General features: G+C 73.0%; 17 protein-coding genes. 10 read left to right on the top strand and 7 right to left on the bottom strand.

The annotated features are described in order from the left end of the window. Positions 1–23 precede the first annotated feature (23 nt). Positions 24–1,109 (top strand): alanine dehydrogenase, encoded by a 1,086-nt coding sequence (gene ald / locus CWOE_RS17395; RefSeq protein ID WP_012934951.1) that lies wholly within the window; start codon positions 24–26, stop codon positions 1,107–1,109. Positions 1,110–1,246: 137 nt separating this feature from the next. Next, a complete protein-coding gene (locus CWOE_RS17390) occupies positions 1,247–1,426 on the top strand; it encodes a hypothetical protein (RefSeq protein ID WP_012934950.1) in 180 nt (59 codons plus the stop codon). A 143-nt stretch (positions 1,427–1,569) separates the two neighbouring features. On the opposite strand, the gene CWOE_RS17385 is transcribed toward CWOE_RS17390, so the two are convergent. Genes CWOE_RS17385 through CWOE_RS17375 form a run of 3 tightly spaced genes read right to left on the bottom strand, consistent with a single transcriptional unit; the run spans position 1,570 to position 5,371 of the window. Further along, on the bottom strand, positions 1,570–3,324 hold the full coding sequence (locus CWOE_RS17385; protein ID WP_148261056.1) for an NAD+ synthase: 1,755 nt from the start codon (positions 3,322–3,324) through the stop codon (positions 1,570–1,572). 49 nt (positions 3,325–3,373) lie between these two features. Continuing rightward, positions 3,374–3,868, bottom strand: coding sequence for a hypothetical protein (locus tag CWOE_RS17380; RefSeq protein ID WP_012934948.1), 495 nt, complete (start codon positions 3,866–3,868; stop codon positions 3,374–3,376). A 9-nt stretch (positions 3,869–3,877) separates the two neighbouring features. Further along, positions 3,878–5,371 carry a WS/DGAT/MGAT family O-acyltransferase gene (locus CWOE_RS17375; RefSeq protein ID WP_012934947.1) on the bottom strand — a complete coding sequence of 498 codons (1,494 nt, stop codon included), beginning with the start codon at positions 5,369–5,371 and terminating at the stop codon, positions 3,878–3,880. 394 nt (positions 5,372–5,765) lie between these two features. Between CWOE_RS17375 and CWOE_RS30915 the strand changes: the two genes are divergently transcribed. The 3 genes from CWOE_RS30915 to CWOE_RS17360 are packed head-to-tail and all read left to right on the top strand — an operon-like array spanning position 5,766 to position 8,846. Continuing rightward, entirely contained in the window at positions 5,766–6,752 is a 987-nt protein-coding gene (locus CWOE_RS30915; RefSeq protein ID WP_012934946.1) for a septal ring lytic transglycosylase RlpA family protein, read from the top strand. Between the two features lie 45 nt (positions 6,753–6,797). Next, a complete protein-coding gene (dinB, locus tag CWOE_RS17365; RefSeq protein ID WP_012934945.1) occupies positions 6,798–7,910 on the top strand; it encodes a DNA polymerase IV in 1,113 nt (370 codons plus the stop codon). A 39-nt stretch (positions 7,911–7,949) separates the two neighbouring features. After that, positions 7,950–8,846 carry a DsbA family protein gene (locus CWOE_RS17360; RefSeq protein ID WP_012934944.1) on the top strand — a complete coding sequence of 299 codons (897 nt, stop codon included), beginning with the start codon at positions 7,950–7,952 and terminating at the stop codon, positions 8,844–8,846. Between the two features lie 83 nt (positions 8,847–8,929). Here CWOE_RS17360 and CWOE_RS17355 read toward each other — a convergent pair whose 3' ends face one another. The 3 genes from CWOE_RS17355 to CWOE_RS33540 are packed head-to-tail and all read right to left on the bottom strand — an operon-like array spanning position 8,930 to position 12,583. After that, positions 8,930–10,474, bottom strand: coding sequence for a TrkH family potassium uptake protein (locus CWOE_RS17355; protein WP_012934943.1), 1,545 nt, complete (start codon positions 10,472–10,474; stop codon positions 8,930–8,932). Next, a complete protein-coding gene (trkA, locus tag CWOE_RS17350) occupies positions 10,475–11,803 on the bottom strand; it encodes a Trk system potassium transporter TrkA (RefSeq protein ID WP_012934942.1) in 1,329 nt (442 codons plus the stop codon). It abuts the gene before it with no gap. A 39-nt stretch (positions 11,804–11,842) separates the two neighbouring features. Continuing rightward, complete coding sequence (locus tag CWOE_RS33540) at positions 11,843–12,583, bottom strand: thioredoxin family protein (RefSeq protein WP_012934941.1); 741 nt, start codon at positions 12,581–12,583, stop codon at positions 11,843–11,845. Positions 12,584–12,640: 57 nt separating this feature from the next. Here CWOE_RS33540 and CWOE_RS17340 point away from each other — a divergent pair, with 57 nt between their 5' ends. From CWOE_RS17340 to CWOE_RS17320, 5 genes are all read left to right on the top strand, one after another. Continuing rightward, positions 12,641–13,459: an alpha/beta fold hydrolase gene (locus tag CWOE_RS17340; protein ID WP_012934940.1), complete on the top strand. Its 819-nt coding sequence runs from the start codon at positions 12,641–12,643 to the stop codon at positions 13,457–13,459. A gap of 69 nt (positions 13,460–13,528) precedes the next feature. Further along, a complete protein-coding gene (locus tag CWOE_RS17335; protein WP_012934939.1) occupies positions 13,529–14,104 on the top strand; it encodes a peroxiredoxin in 576 nt (191 codons plus the stop codon). After that, positions 14,101–14,739: an MSMEG_1061 family FMN-dependent PPOX-type flavoprotein gene (locus CWOE_RS17330; protein ID WP_012934938.1), complete on the top strand. Its 639-nt coding sequence runs from the start codon at positions 14,101–14,103 to the stop codon at positions 14,737–14,739. Before CWOE_RS17335 ends, CWOE_RS17330 begins: the two co-directional genes overlap by 4 nt. After that, a complete protein-coding gene (locus CWOE_RS17325; protein ID WP_012934937.1) occupies positions 14,736–15,146 on the top strand; it encodes a DUF3052 family protein in 411 nt (136 codons plus the stop codon). The genes CWOE_RS17330 and CWOE_RS17325 overlap by 4 nt, the downstream gene beginning before the upstream one ends. A gap of 57 nt (positions 15,147–15,203) precedes the next feature. Beyond that, entirely contained in the window at positions 15,204–16,577 is a 1,374-nt protein-coding gene (locus tag CWOE_RS17320; protein ID WP_012934936.1) for a glutamate decarboxylase, read from the top strand. 7 nt (positions 16,578–16,584) lie between these two features. Here CWOE_RS17320 and CWOE_RS17315 read toward each other — a convergent pair whose 3' ends face one another. Next, positions 16,585–17,814, bottom strand: coding sequence for an MFS transporter (locus CWOE_RS17315; RefSeq protein ID WP_012934935.1), 1,230 nt, complete (start codon positions 17,812–17,814; stop codon positions 16,585–16,587). Positions 17,815–17,848: the final 34 nt, after the last annotated feature.

The following is a 17,848-nucleotide window of genomic DNA, read 5'->3' as shown; positions in this document are numbered from 1 at the left end:
CGCCGATGACGGAGGTTGGGCACATGCAGGTTGGCGTTGTCACGGAGATCAAGCCGTCCGAGCGGCGCGTCGCGCTGACGCCCGCGGGCGCGGCGGAGCTGGTCGGCGCAGGTCATGACGTGCTCGTGCAGGCCGGTGCCGGCGTCGGCTCGGGCTTCGGCGACGAGGCGTACACGGCGGCAGGCGCGAAGCTCGCGCCGAACGCGGCCGACGTCTGGGGCGACGTCGACCTGATGCTGAAGGTCAAGGAGCCGATCGCCTCCGAGTACGGCCTGCTGAGCGAGGACACCGCGCTCTTCACCTACCTCCACCTCGCCGCCGCGCCGGCGCTGACCGACGCGCTCGTCGCCGCCAAGACGACCGGCATCGCCTACGAGACCGTCACCGAGACCGACGGCTCGCTGCCCCTGCTGGCGCCGATGAGCGAGATCGCCGGCCGCCTCGCCGGCCAGGCCGGTGCGTACTTCCTGCAGCACCCGCTCGGCGGTCGCGGCGTCCTGATCGGCGGCGCGCCCGGCGTCGCCCCCGCACGTGTCGTCGTGATCGGCGGCGGCGTCGTCGGCTTCAACGCGGCGCGCGTCGCGGCCGGCATGGGCGCCGAGGTGACGATCCTCGAGCGCAACCCGCGCCGCCTGCGCGAGCTGGAGGACCGCTTCGACGGCCGCATCCGCGTCCTGATGTCGGATCCGCTCTCGCTGGAGGAGGAGGTCACGAACGCCGATGTCGTGATCGGCGCCGTCCTGATCGCCGGCGCCGCCGCGCCGAAGCTGATCACGCAGGAGCTGCTCGGCAAGATGCGCTCGCGCTCGGTGATAGTCGACGTGGCGATCGACCAGGGCGGCTGCGCCGTCACGTCGAGAGCGACGACGCACGACGAGCCGACCTACGTCGTCGACGACGTCCTGCACTACTGCGTCGCGAACATGCCGGGTGCCGTCCCGGCGACCTCGACGCGCGCGCTGACGAACGCGACGATGCCGTACATCCGCATCCTCGCCGACCGCGGCGTCGAGGCGGCGCTGGAGAGCGACCCGCGCCTCGCCGCGGGCCTCAACACGAAGGCCGGCGAGATCACGCTGGCCGAGCTGCTGACGCCCGTCGCGGCGTAGCGCAGGCGCAGCCGCCTGAACCTGGAGCGAGCCCAGGCCCAACGAGCGGGGCGCGTCCGTCATCGCGCCCCGCTCCGCCGGCCGCTCCCGGCCGCCGCCGCCGCTCCCGACGGCCCGCGGCCTGCGACACTCCGCCGATGCGAACGTCGCCTTCCCTCATCGTCCGCTTCGGCGGTATCGTCGCGGCGATCGGGCTCACCGAGCTGCTGCAGGACGCCGTCCCGATCTACGCCTGCCTCGCGATCGCCCTCGCCGGCGGCTTCGCGACCGCCGTCGGGCTGCACATGGCGACGACGCGCTACGCGGCGCGGCGCTAGCCGGGCTGACTCGATCCAGGACGCCCCGTCCGCCCGTCTTGGAGACGGGAACCGTCCTGGCTTGATGTCGCTCTGCGACACCAACCCAGGACAACGTGGTCGATCACGCGCCCCGCGTGCGGCGACGCGCTCCTCCCCGCCGCCTACCCTCGGTACTTGTTCGTGATCGGGACGCGGCGGTCGCGGCCGAAGGCGCGGCTGGTGATCTTGATGCCGGGTGGGGCCTGGCGGCGCTTGTACTCGGCACGGTCGACGAGCGCGATCACCTTGTCGACGTCCTGCTCGCGGAAGCCGCGCAGGATCAGCTGGTCGCGGCCGAGGTCCTGCTCGACGTAGCCGTCGAGGATCGGGTCGAGGACGGCGTAGGGGGGCAGCGAGTCCTCGTCCTTCTGGTCGGGCCGCAGCTCGGCGCTCGGGGGGCGGTCGATGATCATCGCCGGGACCAGCTCTCTGCCGGTCGTCTCGCGCGCGAGCGCGTCGCGGTAGCGGGTCAGCTCGTAGACGCGCAGCTTCGGGCAGTCCTTGATCACGGCGAAGCCGCCGGCGAGGTCGCCGTAGAGGGTCGAGTAGCCGACCGACATCTCCGACTTGTTCCCGGTCGCGAGCACGAGCCAGCCGAACTTGTTCGACAGCGCCATCAGCAGGTTGCCGCGGATGCGCGCCTGCAGGTTCTCCTCCGTCAGGTCCGGCTTGCGGCCGGCGAACGTGTCGGCGAGCGTCGAGGCGTACGCGCGCATCGCCGGCTGGATGTTGAACTCGTAGCGCTCGACGCCGAGGTTGTCGGCGAGCTGGCGCGCGTCGGCCTGCGTCTCCTGCGAGGAGTACGGCGACGGCATCACCGCGACGGCGACGCCGTCGGGGCCGAGCGCGTCGACCGCGACGCAGGCGACCAGTGCAGAGTCGACGCCGCCCGAGAGGCCGAGCACGACGCGGTCGAAGCCGTTCTTGCGGACGTAGTCGCGCAGGCCGCAGACGAGCGCGGTGTAGACCTCAGCGGTCGGCTCCAGCAGCGGCGCGATCGGGCCGCGGGTGAGCGGGTGCTCGTCGTCGGCGGGCGTCTCAGGCAGCTCCAGCCGCGCGATCGTCGGGACCGGTCTCGCATCGCGGCCCGCGGCGCGGTGGCGCGCGTCGCGCAGCCGGTAGGTGCGCGGGGCGAGCGGGTCGACGGTCGCGACCAGCAGCTCCTCGGTGAACTGGCCGGCGCGCGCGATCACCTCGCCGCGGTGGTCGACGACGAGCGAGTGGCCGTCGAAGACCAGCTCGTCCTGGCCGCCGACCAGCCCGCAGAACGCGACGACGCACATCGAGTCGCGCGCGCGCTGGATCAGCATCCGCTCGCGCTCGACCGCCTTGCCGGCGTGGTACGGGGAGGCGCTGAGGTTGACGATCACCGAGGCGCCCGCGTACGCCTCGTCGGAGGCCGGTGCGCCGGGCTCCCATATGTCCTCGCAGATCGTCAGCCCGATCTTCACCTCGCCGACCTCGATCAACGCGCCGCCGTCGCCCGTGGCGAAGTAGCGCTGCTCGTCGAAGACGCCGTAGTTGGGCAGGTAGTTCTTGCGGTATATCCCCTGGACGGCGCCGTCGGCGAGCACCGCCAGCGCGTTGTAGACGTCGTCGTCGCGCTCCGGGAAGCCGACGAGCGCGACGATCCCGTGCGTCTCCGCCGCGAGGCGGTCGAGCGCCCTGCGCGTGTCCTGCAGGAAGTGCTCCTTCAGCAGCAGGTCCTCCGGCGGGTAGCCGGTCAGCGCCAGCTCGGGGAACAGCACCAGCTCGGCCTGCTGGCCGCGCGCCGCGGCGATGCCGTCGCTGATCTTGCGCTCGTTGCCGGCGATGTCGCCGACGGTCGCATTCATCTGGCAGAGCGCCAGCCGAAGGGGGCCTGGGGGCGTGGACATGGGCGGCATGATCGCAGGGGCGCCCGCCGCAGCGGAGGCTCGGCGCGGCTCAGCCGGCCTCGCCGCGGCCGAGCCAGTAGGAGGCGAACGCCTCCAGCGCCGGGTCGGCCGGGTCCTGCGTCACCAGTCTGCGTCTCCACGCCAGCGCCGTGATGCCGCCGACCGAGCGGTCGCGCTGCAGGATCACGGCCTGCCCGGCCTCCTCCAGCGCCGGGTCGGGCGGTCCTGACAGCTCCTCCTGCAGCGCGCGCAGCGCCGCGGGCGGTCTCGGCGTCGCGTACAGCAGGTAGACGTCGCCGGCCGCCAGCAGCTTCAGCTGCTGGGCGTCGAGCAGGTCGGCGGCGCCGGCGAACGGGACGCCGGGCACCGGGCCCTTGTCCTCCGCCGCCGGGTCGATGCCGGCCTCGTCGCGCGAGTTGAGGAACAGCAGCAGCAGGATGACGGCGCCGAGGCCGATCGCGACCGCCAGCAGGCCGCCGCCGAGACGGCGCAGGCCGCGGTGGTCGCTCCCGTCGCGCGGCGGACCGGACTGGTCGGTGCTCATGCCTGCAATCTATTCGGCGCTGCCGCCGGCTGCCGCGCGTGCGGGGCTCGGGCTGCTCGCGGGACGCCCGTTGCGGCGTCTGCGCGGCGAGCCGAGCGGCGGCAAGCCGGCCGCTGCGGCCAGCTCCTCCAGCGCCTCGGTCAGCTGGCCGGCGAGCAGGTCGAGGTCGGGCAGCGCGTCGAAGTCGGCGTTGAGGCCGAACGAGATGCAGCCGTCGTAGCTCATGATCGCGATCCCGAGCGCCTGGTTCTGGGCGAGCGGGACCATCGGGTAGATCGCCTGCATCCGGCGGCCGAGCACGTACAGCGGCAGCTGCGGGCCGGGCACGTTCGTGACGACGAGGTTGAAGAAGCGCTGGTGGGCCTGCAGCCGCGCCGCCTGCGCCATCACCGTCGGAGGCGCGAAGCCGGTCAGCTCTGTCAGCACGCGCGCGCCGACCGCCTGGCCCGACTCCTTCAAGCCTTCCATCTCGTGCTTGACCAGCTCCAGCCGCTCGACCGGGTCGGTCACGCCGACGGGCAGCCCGGCCCAGACGGCGGCGACCTGGTTGCCGAGCGCGCCGCGCTCGGCGTCGGCACGCACGCTGACGGGGATCATCGCGCGCAGCACGAGGTCGATCGTCGGGTGGCCGTGCGCGCGCAGGTAGCGGCCGAGGCCGCCGGCGACGGTCGCCAGCACGACGTCGTTGACGGTCCCGCCGAGCGCGTTCTTGATCTGCTTGACGCGCTCGAGGTCCTCGTTGGTCCACGTGAAGCGGCGGTGCGGGCCGATTCTGACGTTGAGCGGGCTCGGCGGCGCGCCGCGCACGCCGGGCAGCGTGAACGAGCCGACCGCGGCGAGGTCCTCGACGACCTTCTTGACGACGCGGCGCGGGGCGCGCAGCGAGGCGCGCATGCCGCGGACGATCTCGGCCGGGACGGTCGTGCGCTCCAGCATCGCGTCGGCGAGCAGCTGCGCGTTCGTCGGCAGCGGGCGCGGCACCCACGGCACCTCGGGCGTCGAGGTCGGCGGCGGCTCGGGCGTGAGGTCGAACAGGACGGTCGTGATGTCGACGCCGGAGATGCCGTCGACGAGCGCGTGGTGCGTCTTGCCGAGCAGCGCGAAGCGGCCGTCGGCGAGCCCTTCGACGAGCCACAGCTCCCACAGCGGCTTGTTGCGGTCGAGCTGCTGCGAGAAGGCGCGGCCGGCGAGCTGCTTGAGCTCCTCCTCGCCGCCGGGCGCGGGCAGCGCGTGGTGCTGGACGTGATACCGCGTGTTGAAGTGCGGGTCGTCGACCCAGACCGGCCGGCCCTGGCCGTACGGCACGAACGCGAGCCGCTGTCGGTAGCGCGGCACGAGGTGCAGGCGCGCCTCGACGTGCGCGACGAGCTCGTCGTGCGTCGGCGGCGGGCCGTCGAAGACCATGCACGAGGCGACGTGCATGTGGGTGGCTGCGTCGTGCTCCAGGTGCAGGAAGGACGAGTCGAGCCCGGAGAGTCGGTCGCGGTTGGCCACGGACGCCATTCTGGAGGTTCGGGACCCCGCGCGCAACGGCTCGGGTCTGCGGAGGAAACGCGCGTGATGAAACGTTTTTGCGCCGATTCGTGTCAGTTCGCTGACCGATCGAGAGTGTCTTGTGAGATCGGTCACAGAGCGCGGCTGGGGCAGGGCTACCTTGGCGGCTCACATCCGACCTGCCGAGTCGCCCCTGGCCGAAACAGGGGCGAACGGGGGACCCACTGCCGGAACAGCACCTCCTTCCGGCCGGGGCGAATCGAGCGGCTGCTGCCGCCGTAGCGACGAATCGACCGAGACGCAGCGAGCGCGACACGCGCTCCGCCGCGCGAGCGCCGAGCCGCCGCGAGCCCGTCAGCTAACCCCGTAGGCGTGCGGTCGGCACGAAGGAGGTCACACTCCGTTGCGCTCGCAACTCCCGTTGCGCGTGCGGCCGCGCCACGTTGCGGCCGGCGCGCTCGCAGTCGGCACCACCCTGTCCGCGACGGCGCTCGCCGTCGCCGCCGGCGGCGCCCCGGCTCCGGTCGCGCACGCGCCCGCCGCCGCAGCAGCGCCCGCCGCAGCACCGACGGCCAGATTGAAGGACCGGCGCCTGCGCTACGGCCAGGACGTCGTCGTGCACGGCCGCATAGCGGCCGGCGCGCACGACGGCTCGGTCGCGCTCCAGTACGCGCCGGCCGGGCGCCGGTGGCGGGCGATCGAGACCGCCCGCGTGCGGCCCGACGGCCGCTACCGGCTTGCCGCCGAGCTGCGCGCGACCGGCAAGGTCCGCGTCGTCGCCGCCAGCGCCTCGGCCGCTGCCGAGGCGGCGCAGTCGGCCAGCCGCGCGTCGCGCGTGGCGGTCGCCGGCCAGCTCGTCGTCAAGCGTCGCAGCCACGACACGCGCACCGGCGGCGCCGTGCGCGTCCGCGGCGTGCTGCTGCCGCGCACCCGCGGCCACCAGGTCACCGTCGAGGGCAACGTCGGCGGTCGCTGGCGCGCGGTCGGCCGGGCGGTCACCCGCGCCGACGGCCACTTCTCCGCGCGCGTCGTCGCGCAGCGGCTCGGCACCACCAAGCTGCGCGTGCGCTCGGCCGGCACGAAGGCGAACGCCGGCACGGTCGCGCACGCCGGCTCGGTCCGCGGCTACCGCGCCTCGCTCGCGTCGTGGTACGGCATCTACGGTGGTCCGCTCGCCTGCGGCGGCACGCTCGGCTACTCGCAGATGGGCGTCGCGCACAAGTCACTGCCGTGCGGCACGAAGGTGACGATCCGCTACGGCGGCCGTCAGGTCACGGTCCCGGTGATCGACCGCGGCCCGTACGTCGGCGCGCGCGAGTGGGACCTCACCGGCGCGACCGCACGCGCCCTCGGGTTCGACGGCGTCGGCACGGTCTGGACGACGGTCTGAGCTGGACGCCGCCGGTCGCTCCGGCCGGCGGCGTACAGTACCCGTGTGGGAACAGACGTTCGCCCCGAGGACAGGCCCAAGCGCGTCATCGCGCACCTCGACTGCGACGCCTTCTACGCGTCGGTCGAGCTGCTGAGACGGCCTGACTTGAGGGACAAGGCCGTGATCGTCGCCCATGACGGGCCGCGCTCCGTCGTCACGACCGCCTCGTACGCGGCGCGCAGATACGGCGTCGGCTCCGCGATGCCGCTCTCGCGCGCGAAGCGGCTGTGCCCGCACGCGATCCTGCTGCCGCCCGACTTCGAGTCGTATCGGCGCGTCTCGCGCGCGCTGTGGGAGATCGTCGGCGGGCGGCTCGGCAGGCTCCAGCACCTCGGGCTCGACGAGGCGTACGCCGACCTGACCGGCGTCGAGAAGCCGGTGCGGGTGCTGCGCGAGCTGGTCGAGCAGGTGAGAGCGGAGACCGGGATCACGGTCTCGGTCGGGCTCGGCCCCTCGCGTCTGATCGCGAAGATCTGCTCGGACCTCGGCAAGCCGGCCGGCTTCGTCGCGATGGGGCGGGAGGAGGCGGCGCAGCGGTTCGCCGGCCACTCGCCGAAGCTGCTGCCGGGGATCGGGCCGAAGTCGGTCGAGCGGCTGCGCGAGATGGGGATCGAGACGATCGGCCAGCTGCAGGCGACGCCGGAGGAGCGGCTGACGGAGCGCTTCGGCGCGCGTCACGGCAGAGACCTGCTGCGCCGCGCGCACTTCCACGACTCGTCCGAGGTCGAGACCTCGCGCGTCCTGAAGTCGCGCTCGAACGAGCGGACCTTCGACGAGGACGTCACCTCGCTGACGCAGCTGGAGGAGATCCTCCGCAGGCTCGCGCAGGGGCTGTGCGAGGGGCTGCAGAGACGGGAGAAGCGGGGCCGCACGATCGCGATCAAGGTGCGGCTCGACGACTGGACGACGGTGACGCGCGCCCGCACGGTCGACGCGCACACGAACGACACCGCGCTCGTGACCGACGTCGCGCTCGAGCTGCTGCGCGCCTACGCCCCGCCGCGTCCGGTGCGGCTGCTCGGGGTCCGGCTCGCCTCGTTCGAGGACGAGGAGGGGGCGAAGGCGGGCAGTGGGGGGAGAGCCCCGCCACCGGACCAGCTCGCGTTGCCGCTCTGACAGGAACCTAACCGTTGCGTGTGCAATAATTGCGCAATCATGGGTTCGACGATCGAAGTGACCGAATACACCGACGCCGCATGCCCGTGGGCGTGGTCCGCGGAGCCGATGAAGCGGCGCCTGAGATGGCTCTACGGCGATGCGCTGGAGTGGCGCACGCGGATGATCGTGCTCAGCTCCGACCGCGAGCACTACGTCCGCATCGGCTACACGCCCGAGATGCTCGCGGAGGGCTTCGCGGAGTTCGCCGAGCGCTACGGGATGCCGCTCGACGCGACGGTCCGCGCGCGGATGGGTGCGACGAAGCCGGCCGCCAGGGCGGTCGTCGCGGCGCGCGCGCATGCCGGCCCGGCGCTCGCGGAGGCGCTGCTGCGACGGCTGCGCGTCCACGCGATGACGATCCCGACCGCACAGCTCGACGAGCCCGAGACGATCGTCGCCGCCGCGTCGGAGGCCGGGATCGACCCGGCCGTGCTCGAGCGCTGGCTCAGCGACCCCGCCGTCGACCACGCCCTGGCGCGCGACATGGCCGCAGCGCGTGCTCCCGGCCCGGCCGCCGTCGCGCTCAGCGGCAAGCTCGCGAGAGTGACCGAGGACCCGTCGAGATGGCGCTACACCGCGCCGTCGCTCGTCTTCACGCGTCCGTCCGACCGCGTCACGATCGAGGCGCCCGGCTTCCAGCCGGCGCTCGCCTACGAAGTCGCCGTCGCGAATCTCGACCCCGAGCTGCCGCGCAGAGCGGAGCCGGAGTCGGTCGACGAGCTGCTGGCGTGGGCGCCCGAGCCGCTCGCCACGCAGGAGGTCGCGGTAGTGATGGGGATCTCGCGCGAGGACGCGCGCGCCCGGCTCGCCGCCACGACAGGCGTGGTCGAGCAGGCCGCGGGCAGCGACGCGTTCTGGAGCGTCGAGGCGGCCGAGGCGCGGCGCGCGGCGTAGGACGAGCGGGAGCCGCGGTCGTTTGCTGGTCTCACGGACCAGCAAACGACCGCGGCTCGTCCGCGGACTCGCCGCCGCGCCGCCTACGGCCGCCAGAAGCTGCGCGTCAGCAGGACGGCGACGGGGACGATCTCGACGCGGCCGAGCCACATCAGCGCAGTCAGGACCGCCGTCGAGAGGTTGCTGAAGTCGGCGTAGGAGCCGTACGGGCCGGCGAAGCCGAACGCCGGCCCGACGTTGCCGATGCACGCCGCCGAGGCGCCGATCGCCTCGAACGGCGTCAGGTCGCCGCCGACGCGCTCGGAGTCGATCACGAGGCCGAGCGCGCCGAGCGCGAACGTGAACATGTAGAGCAGCACGAACAGCACCGCCGAGCGCAGCGCCCGCTCGTCGACCACCCAGCCGCTTGCGCGGACCGGCACGACGACGTCGCGGTGGGCGGCCTGTGCGAGGTCGCGGCGGACCATCCGGAACAGCAGCAGGTGGCGCTTGACCTTGATCGAGCCGCCGGTCGAGCCGGCGGAGGCACCGATGAACATCAGCAGCAGCAGGGTGACCGTCGCGAGCGGTCCCCAGGTCGTGTAGTCGGCCGTCGCGAAGCCGGTCGTCGTCATGATCGACGTCGCCTGGAAGGCGGCCAAGCGGACCGCGGTCTCACCTGAGGCGATGTCGCTCGTCAGCAGCTCGGTCAGCAGCAGCGCGGTCGCGACGAGCAGGAAGCCGACGTAGAGCCGCACCTCGTCGTCGCGCGCGAACTCGGCGACGCGCTGCTGGATCAGCACGCGGAAGAGGCGCAGGAAGTTGAAGCCGGCGACGATCATCACGAGGCACAGCAGCCACTGCGTGATCGGCGCGAACGCCGCGACCGACTCGCCCTGCGGCGAGAAGCCGCCGAGCGCCATCGCCGAGGAAGCGTGCGCGAACGCCTGCCACGGATTCATCTCCGGGTCGAGACCGAGCCAGCCGACGAGCGACAGCACGAGTGTCGCGACCAGCGTCAGCCCGACGTACAGCGACCACAGGCGCCGCGCCGTGTCGCGGATCGTCGCGCCGAGCTTCTCGGTCTCGGTCGGCCCGGCCAGCTCGGACTGCAGCAGCTGCCGCCCGCCGACGCGCAGCCGCGGCAGCACGGCGATCGCGAGCACGATGATCCCCATCCCGCCGAGCCAGTGGCTCAGCTGGCGCCAGAACTGCGTCGCCTCCCCGAGCTGCTCGACGTGGGGGACGACCGTCCCGCCCGTCGCCGTGTAGCCCGACATCGCCTCGAAGTAGGCGTCGACCGGCTTGGACAGCTGCGGCTCGCCGCCGAGCACGAACGGCAGCGCCGCGAACGCCGGCACGACGAGCCACACGAGCGCGACGACGAGGAAGCCCTCGCGCGTGCCGATCCGCTCGACGCGCCGCTCGGCCGTCAACCGGTCGAGCAGCAGGCCGGTGCCGGAGGTCGCCGCGCCGGTCAACAGCCACGGCCAGATCGCCTCGCCCGCGAACGCGGCGACGAGCGCCGGCGCGATGAACGGCAGGCCGACCCATCTCAGCACCCCGCCGAGCAGGTCGAGGACCGCGTTCAGGTCGACGCCGAGCGAGGACCGCCGCGAGCGCCGCGACGGCCGCGGCCACAGCGACATCTACAGCGCCTGCTCGACGGTCGACGCCCGCGCCGGGTCGACGAGCACGATCACGCGGTCGCCCGGCTGCAGCGCGTCGTCGCCGTGCGGGAAGCGGGCTCTCCCGTCGCGCACGATCGCGCCGATCGTCGAGCCCGTTCTCGGCATCTCCGAGATCCGCGTCGCGACAAACCGGCTGTCCGGCCGCACGACGACGTCGAGCACGTCGAAGCGCTCGTCGTCGAGCATCGCGATCTGGCGCGTGCGCGGATCGTGCGCGAAGCGGATCAGCTCCTCCGCCGTCGCCGTGCGCGGATTGACGGTCACGTCGACCCCGGCGCGGTCGAAGACCTTCACCGACATTGGGTCGTCGACGAGGCCGATCGTCGTGTGCACGCCGGCGACGCGCGCGGTGACGGCGGCATAGAGGCTCTCGGCGTCGGAACCGAGCGTCGCGATCGCGACGTCGGAGCGGCCGACGCGCTCCTCGCGCAGGAAGTCGCGGTTGACCGCGTCGGCGTGGAAGACGCGCGCCTGCGGCAGCGCCGCCGCCGCTCTGCGCGCCCGCGCGGCGTCGGCCTCGACGATCCGCACGCGCATCGGCCGCGCCAGCAGCTTGCGCGCGACCGCGAGCCCGAGCCGGTCGGCGCCGAAGACGATCGCGTTCTCGATCGCGGGCTCGTCGGGCAGCAGCAGCCGGCTCCACTCCCGCGCCGAGGCCGGCGAGGCCATCACGATCACGCGGTCGCCGACCTCGATCGACTCGCGCCCGCTCGGCAGCACGAGCCGGTCGTCGCGCACGATCAGCGCCACGCGCGAGTCGGCCGGAAGCTGGGCCTGCGCGAGCGGGACGCCGACGAACTGACAGGTCTGCGCGCGCGGCTCGACGTCGAACTCAGCGATCGCGACCTGGCCGTCGGCGAAGACGTCGGTCGCGCGGGCGCCGGGGACTGCGATCGCGTTGATCACGGCGCGGGCCGCCTCCAGCTCGGAAGAGACCATGAAGTCGACGTCGAGCACGCCCTCGCGCCACGCTTTGAGGTGCTCGACGTCGGTCGTGCGGACGAGCGTCTTGGTCGACGGCGACAGCCGCCGCGCGAGCATCGCGGCGACGAGGTTGGCCTCGTCGCGCGCAGTCGAGGCGATCAGCAGGTCGGTCTCGACGAGGCCCGCCTCGTCGAGCACGCGGCGGCTCGCGCCGTTGCCCTCGACCGTCACGACGTCGAACGCGTTCGAGAGCGCGGTCAGGCGGTTGGGGTCGAGGTCGACGACCACCAGCTCGTGCTCCTCGACGAGCGCCTCGACGACGGTGATGCCGACGTGGCCGGCCCCGAGCACGATGATCCGCATGCCCGCAGCCTACGCTCCGGGCATGCGGGAGCGGCGGTCCTAGTAGAGCGCCGCTGCGAGCCGGCGTCGCGCGTCGCGCGCCAGCTCGTTGCCGACGCCGAGCTCGTCGAGCACGCCGACGACGACCTTGCGGATGTCGTCTCTGGCGCCGTCGGCGCTCGGCAGCGCGCCGATCAGCAGGTCGAGGGCGCGCTCCTGGTCGCCCGCGTCGAGCGCGCCGAACGCGTCGGCGAGGTCGGGCGTGCCGCTGCGCTCCAGCTCGATGCGGGCGGCGAGGCCGCTCGCGCCGAAGTCGCCGGGCGCGCGCTCGAGCAGCTCCAGCGCGTCGTCGTCCTCGCCGCGCGCGTGCAGCAGCCGCGCGAGCGGCACGAGCGCGTCGGCGCGGTTGGGGTCAAGCTCCACCGCGCGGCGCAGCGACGCCTCGTCGCCGGCGGCGACGAGCCCGTCGGCCTCGGACGGGACGAGCCCGTCGAGGAAGCGCTCGACGGCGGCGGGCGGCTGCGCGCCGGTGAACTCTGCGACGACCTCGCCGTCCTTGAACGCCTTCACGGCCGGGATGCCCTGGACCTGGAAGGCCTGCGAGAGCTGCTGGTTGGTGTCGACGTCGAGCTTCGCGAGCGCGACCTTGCCCTCGCGCGCGCCGACGCCTCTCTCCAGCACCGGCCCGAGCTGCCGGCACGGCCCGCACCACTCGGCCCAGAAGTCGACGACGACGGGGATCGTGTGCGAGCGCTCGATGACCTCTCTCTGGAAGTCCTGTTCGGTGACGTCGAAGACCATGTCCCTGAGGGTAGCGGCCGACGCCGCCCGGCCCGCTTCCGCTATAGACCTCGCGTCATGACCGATTTCACTGTCGAACGCGACGGGGTGCTGCTCAGCGGGACCGACGAGGGCGAGGGGCCGCCGATCGTCCTGCTCCACGGGCTGACGGCGACGCGCCGCTACGTCGTGATGGGGTCCAGATCGCTCGAGCGCAGCGGCCATCGCGTCGTCTCCTACGACGCGCGCGGGCACGGCAGATCGTCCCCCGCCGACGCCTACGGCTACGACCTGCTCGCGGAGGACCTGCGGGCGGTGCTCGCCGAGCGCGGGATCGAGCGCGCCGTGCTGGCGGGCGCGTCGATGGGCGCGCACACGCTGCTGCGGTTCGCGCTCGACGCGCCCGAGCGGGTCGCCGGCATCGCCGTCGTGACGCCCGCGTACGACCCGGTGACGCAGGACGAGCCGTCGCGGCTCGCGTACTGGGACCGCCTCGCCGACGGCCTGCGCGACGGCGGGATCGAGGGCTTCGTCGAGGCCAACAGAGTCGAGCGGATGCCGGAGGGGTGGCAGAGAACGGTGCGGACGGTCCTGCGCCAGCGGCTCTCGCTGCACGACCACCCCGACGCGATCGTCGCCGCGCTGCGCGCGGTGCCGCGCTCGCGGCCGTTCGAGACGCTCCACGACCTCGCGGAGCTGGAGGGGATCCCGTCGGTCGTCGTCGCCGACCGCGACGAGGCCGATCCCGGCCATCCGCTCGCGATCGGAGAGGCGTACGCCGGCGCGCTCCCGGGCGCGCGGCTGGTCGTCGAGGACGAGGGCAGATCGCCGATCGCGTGGCAGGGCGGGCAGCTCTCGCGCGTGATCGCGGGGCTGGCCGAGCGCGCCGCGCTCTGAGCCGGGCCAGCGTGCCCATACATCACTGAAGCGGAGATCGACGCTCCTCCAGGTGGCAGACTGTCACGGATGGCCGCTGAGCAAGACTTCCGCCGACTGCCGCCCGATCTGCCCGTCCCGCTCGACGACGGCGCCGCCGACCACCTGCCGGGGCTGGAGCTGCCGGCGCTGACGCTCCCGTCGACCAAGGGCGAGCCCGTCGACCTGGCCGCGATCGCGGCCGAGGCGGCGACGCTGGTGCTGTACGTCTACCCGCGCACGGGCACGCCCGGCGAGGAGCTGCCGGAGGGCTGGGACGACGTCCCCGGCGCGCGCGGCTGCACGCCGCAGAACATCGCGTTCCGCGACCACCGCGCGCAGCTGACCGTGCTCGGCGCCGACGTCGTCGGGCTCAGCGCGCAGTCGAGCGAGGACCAGCAGGCGTTCTCCGCGCGCGAGCACATCCCGTTCCCGCTGCTGTCGGACCCCGGTCTGGAGCTGGCGGCGGCGCTCGGCCTGCCGACGTTCGAGATCGCCGGCATGACGCTCTACAGGCGGATCACGCTGATCGCGCGCGAGGGCGTGATCGCGAGAGTCTTCTACCCGGTCTTCCCGCCCGACCGCGACGCGGCGAACGTGGCGGCGTGGCTGGGGGCGGTGTCATGACCGCCGGCCCGTTCGACGGTGCGCTGGGCAGCGAGGCGGAGCTGCACGAGCTGTACGAGCAGGTCGACGAGCGGGCCGTGCGCAAGCAGATCGACCGCATCGACCCGATGGCGCGACGGTTGATCGCGGTCGCGCCGATCGCCTTCGTCGCCAGCCACGACGCCGCCGGCCGCACCGACGTCTCGCCGCGCGGCGGCCCGCCCGGCTTCGTCAGCGTGCTCGACGACCACCACCTCGCGCTGCCCGACGCGACCGGCAACAGACGGCTCGACACGCTCCGCAACGTGATCGAGACCGGTCACGCCGCCGTCATCTTCGTGATCCCGGGCCGCGCCCAGGCGCTGCGCGTCAACGGCCCGGCCCGCGTCAGCGCGCGCCCGGACCTGCTCGACCGCCTGACGCCCGTCGGCAAGCCGCCGCGCAGCGCGATCGTCGTCGAGGCCGCGGAGGTCTACGCGCACTGCCCGAAGGCGTTCGTCCGCTCCAGAGTGTGGTCGCCCGACAGCTGGCCGGCTGCCGCCGACCTGCCGACGCCGGCCGAGGTCTCGCACGCCCACATGGGCGGCGACGCCTTCATGACGCTCGATCAGGTCCAGCAGGCGGCCGAAGACTCGTTGAGATACCGGCTGGCATGAGCGGCTACTCCGGCACCCCGCTGCCGCAGAAGCTCGGGATCAAGCCCGGGCAGCGGATCGCGTTCCTGGACGCGCCGCCGCAGTTCGCCGACGCGCTCGGCCCGCTGCCCGACGGGGCGGGGAGACCGCGCACGCAGGCGCGCGGCCCGCTCGACCTGGCCGTCGCGTTCTTCCTCGAGCGCGCGCGGCTCGATCGCCGGATGCCCAGACTGATCGCGGCGCTGGAGACCGACGGCGCGCTGTGGATCGCGTGGCCGAAGAAGGCCTCGAGAGTGCCGACCGACCTGACCGAGGACGTCGTGCGTGAGCTGGCGCTCGCGGCCGGCGTCGTCGATGTCAAGGTTTGCGCGATCGACGCGACCTGGTCTGGGTTGAAGCTCGTGCGACGTGTGAAGGATCGTCAGTAGCGGTAGGGCTTCGCCGCTGGGCGGCGAAAGGGGCCCCGGTCAACGAGGGAGCATGCGATGCACAAGGTCAAGACGAAGTCCGATGCGCTGCACGCGGCCTCGTACGCCGCGCGGTGGGTCGACCATCCGGTCCCCAAGTTCAGAATCCCGAGCGAGGGGATGGACCCGGACGCCGCCTACCTGCTCGTCCACGACGAGCTGAACCTCGACGGCAACCCGGCGCTCAACCTCGCCTCGTTCGTCACCAGCTGGGCCGAGCCGCAGGCGGAGAGACTCGCCGCCGAGACGCTCGGCAAGAACATGATCGACCAGGACGAGTACCCGCAGACGGAGGCGATCCACGAGCGCGTCGTCTCGATGGTCGGAAGGCTCTTCCACGCGCCGCCGGAGGAGACGCCGGTCGGCACCGCGACGATCGGCTCCTCGGAGGCGATCATGCTCGCGATGCTGGCGCACCGCACCAGCTGGCGCAACCGCCGCAAGGCCGAGGGCAAGCCGATCGACAGACCGAACCTCGTGATCGGCGCCGACGTCCACACCTGCTGGGAGAAGTTCACCCGCTACTTCGACGTCGAAGCGCGGATAGCGCCGATGAAGCCGGACGACTACACGCTCTCCGCCGCCGACGTGGAGGCGCGCGTGGACGAGAACACGATCGCCGTCGGCGGCCTGCTCGGCACGACGTTCACGGGCCAGATCGACGACCTCGCCGACATCGACGAGCTGCTGCAGCGGATCAGAGCGGAGCGGGGCTGGCACGTCCCGTTCCACATCGACGCGGCCTCCGGCGGCTTCCTCGCGCCGTTCACGCGCCCGGAGCTGCTGTGGGACTTCCGCCTTCCGAGCGTGCGCTCGATCAACGTCTCCAACCACAAGTTCGGGTTGGTCCCGCCCGGCATGGGAACGGTCGTCTTCCGCGACAAGTCGGACCTGCCCGACGAGCTGGTCTTCCACATCGACTACCTCGGCGGCGACATGCCGAACTACTCGCTCAACTTCAGCCGCCCGAGCAGCAGCGTGATCCTCCAGTACTACACGTTCCTGCGGCTCGGCTACCGCGGCTACGAGCGGATCGCGCAGGCGATGATCGACAACGCCGAGGCGCTCACCGACGGCCTGCTGAGAACGGGCGCGTTCATCGCGCTGCACGACCGCGAGTCGTTCCCCGTCGTCGTCGTGCGCGCGCAGGATCCCGACGAGCTCGACGTCTTCCAGCTGTCCGACGCGCTGCGCAGGCGCGGCTGGATCATCCCGGCGTACCCGATGCCGCCCGACGCGCAGGAGGTCAATGTGCTGCGGATGGTCGTCAAGGAGAGCTTCAGCCGCGACATGGTCGACCTGCTGCTGGACGACATCACGCGCGAGCTGAGCAACGGCAACGGCCGCCCGCGGACCGACCCGCACGGCGACGTCGCGCGCAAGATCTGCTGAGCCGGAGCTAGGCGGCGGGCGCCGCCGGCTCGGCCGCCGCGACGGGGCGCGGCGAGAGCCAGCGGCGGCCGGCGAGGACCGCGATCGCGGCGAGCAGGCTGGCCGCGATCGCGACGACGAAGGCGCGGTGGCCGCTGGTCGCGTCGACGACGTGGCCGGCGACCGCGAGCCCGATCGCGACGCCGGCGCCGAGCGAGGTCGACAGCCAGGCGAAGCCCTCGGTCAGTGCGGCGCGCGGTACGAGCGCCTCGACGAGCGCGAAGCTCGTGATCAGCGTCGGCGAGATCGTCAGGCCGCTGACGACGATCGCGACCGCCATCAGCGGGATCGTGTTCGCGAGCGCGATCGGGATCGTGCCGACGAACAGCAGCGCCAGCGCGACCTGGAGGCGACGCTGGAGCGACAGCCGCCAGACGCGCGCCCCGTACGCGATCCCCGCGAGGGCGCTGGAGATCGCGTGCAGTGCCAGCAGCGGGCCGGTCGCGACCTCGTGACCGTGCTCCTCGGCGAACGCCACCATCGACACCTCGATCGTGCCGAAGACGCCGCCGAGGCCGATCAGGACGAGCGCGAGCACGACGAGGCCGCGGCTGCGGATCGCGGACGCGACGCGCTTGGAGGTCTTGACGACCGGCGGCTCGGTCGCGCGCTGGGCGGCGAACGCGAGCCCGCCGACGATCAGGAAGGCCGCGCCGGTCAGCAGGCCGACGGTCGGCGAGATCGTCGTCGCCAGCAGCGTCACGAGCACCGGCCCGAAGGTGAAGACGATCTCGTCCAGCACCGACTCCAGCGCGTAGGCGGTCTGCAGCCGCTCGGTGCCGTGCAGCAGGTTCGTCCAGCGTGAGCGCACGAGCGAGCCGAACGACGGGAACGCGACGCCGGCGAGGAACGCGGCGAGGAAGTAGACGGCGGTCGGCACGTCGAGCGCGGCGGCGGCGATCAGGCTGGCGATGCCGGCGACGTGCGCCGCCATCGCGGGCAGCAGCACGCGATGCTGGCCGAAGCGGTCGACGAGACGGCCGATCTGCGGCGCGCCTATCGCGTTGGCGACCGCGATCGTCGCGCCGACCGCGCCGGCGATGCCGTAGGAGTCGGTCGCCTGCCGCACGAGCAGGACCGTGCCGAGGCCGATCATCGCCATCTGCATGCGGCCGACGAAACCCGCGGATACGAAGGCGCGCGCCCCGGGGATTCGGAGGATGTCGGCGTACGGCGAGAGCACGGCGGCGATCACCATCGCACGTGACCGGGTGAGTGTGCCGTCCGGTGTC

The organism is Conexibacter woesei DSM 14684, from assembly GCF_000025265.1.
Taxonomy (GTDB): Bacteria; Actinomycetota; Thermoleophilia; order Solirubrobacterales; family Solirubrobacteraceae; genus Conexibacter; species Conexibacter woesei.
This window is presented reverse-complemented; position numbering and strand designations above follow the sequence as displayed.

What these genes read in the sequence shown, in the direction of transcription:
- CWOE_RS17340 (WP_012934940.1), top strand. Translation starts at nt 12,641, where the DNA reads ATGACCGATTTCACTGTCGAACGCGACGGGGTGCTGCTCAGCGGGACC.
- CWOE_RS17375 (WP_012934947.1), bottom strand. Translation starts at nt 5,371, where the DNA reads ATGGCGTCCGTGGCCAACCGCGACCGACTCTCCGGGCTCGACTCGTCC.
- CWOE_RS17330 (WP_012934938.1), top strand. Translation starts at nt 14,101, where the DNA reads ATGACCGCCGGCCCGTTCGACGGTGCGCTGGGCAGCGAGGCGGAGCTG.
- CWOE_RS17325 (WP_012934937.1), top strand. Translation starts at nt 14,736, where the DNA reads ATGAGCGGCTACTCCGGCACCCCGCTGCCGCAGAAGCTCGGGATCAAG.
- CWOE_RS17320 (WP_012934936.1), top strand. Translation starts at nt 15,204, where the DNA reads ATGCACAAGGTCAAGACGAAGTCCGATGCGCTGCACGCGGCCTCGTAC.
- CWOE_RS17390 (WP_012934950.1), top strand. Translation starts at nt 1,247, where the DNA reads ATGCGAACGTCGCCTTCCCTCATCGTCCGCTTCGGCGGTATCGTCGCG.
- ald (WP_012934951.1), top strand. Translation starts at nt 24, where the DNA reads ATGCAGGTTGGCGTTGTCACGGAGATCAAGCCGTCCGAGCGGCGCGTC.
- CWOE_RS17360 (WP_012934944.1), top strand. Translation starts at nt 7,950, where the DNA reads ATGGGTTCGACGATCGAAGTGACCGAATACACCGACGCCGCATGCCCG.
- trkA (WP_012934942.1), bottom strand. Translation starts at nt 11,803, where the DNA reads ATGCGGATCATCGTGCTCGGGGCCGGCCACGTCGGCATCACCGTCGTC.
- CWOE_RS17355 (WP_012934943.1), bottom strand. Translation starts at nt 10,474, where the DNA reads ATGTCGCTGTGGCCGCGGCCGTCGCGGCGCTCGCGGCGGTCCTCGCTC.
- CWOE_RS17335 (WP_012934939.1), top strand. Translation starts at nt 13,529, where the DNA reads ATGGCCGCTGAGCAAGACTTCCGCCGACTGCCGCCCGATCTGCCCGTC.
- CWOE_RS17315 (WP_012934935.1), bottom strand. Translation starts at nt 17,814, where the DNA reads ATGGTGATCGCCGCCGTGCTCTCGCCGTACGCCGACATCCTCCGAATC.
- CWOE_RS17385 (WP_148261056.1), bottom strand. Translation starts at nt 3,324, where the DNA reads ATGTCCACGCCCCCAGGCCCCCTTCGGCTGGCGCTCTGCCAGATGAAT.
- CWOE_RS17380 (WP_012934948.1), bottom strand. Translation starts at nt 3,868, where the DNA reads ATGAGCACCGACCAGTCCGGTCCGCCGCGCGACGGGAGCGACCACCGC.
- CWOE_RS33540 (WP_012934941.1), bottom strand. Translation starts at nt 12,583, where the DNA reads ATGGTCTTCGACGTCACCGAACAGGACTTCCAGAGAGAGGTCATCGAG.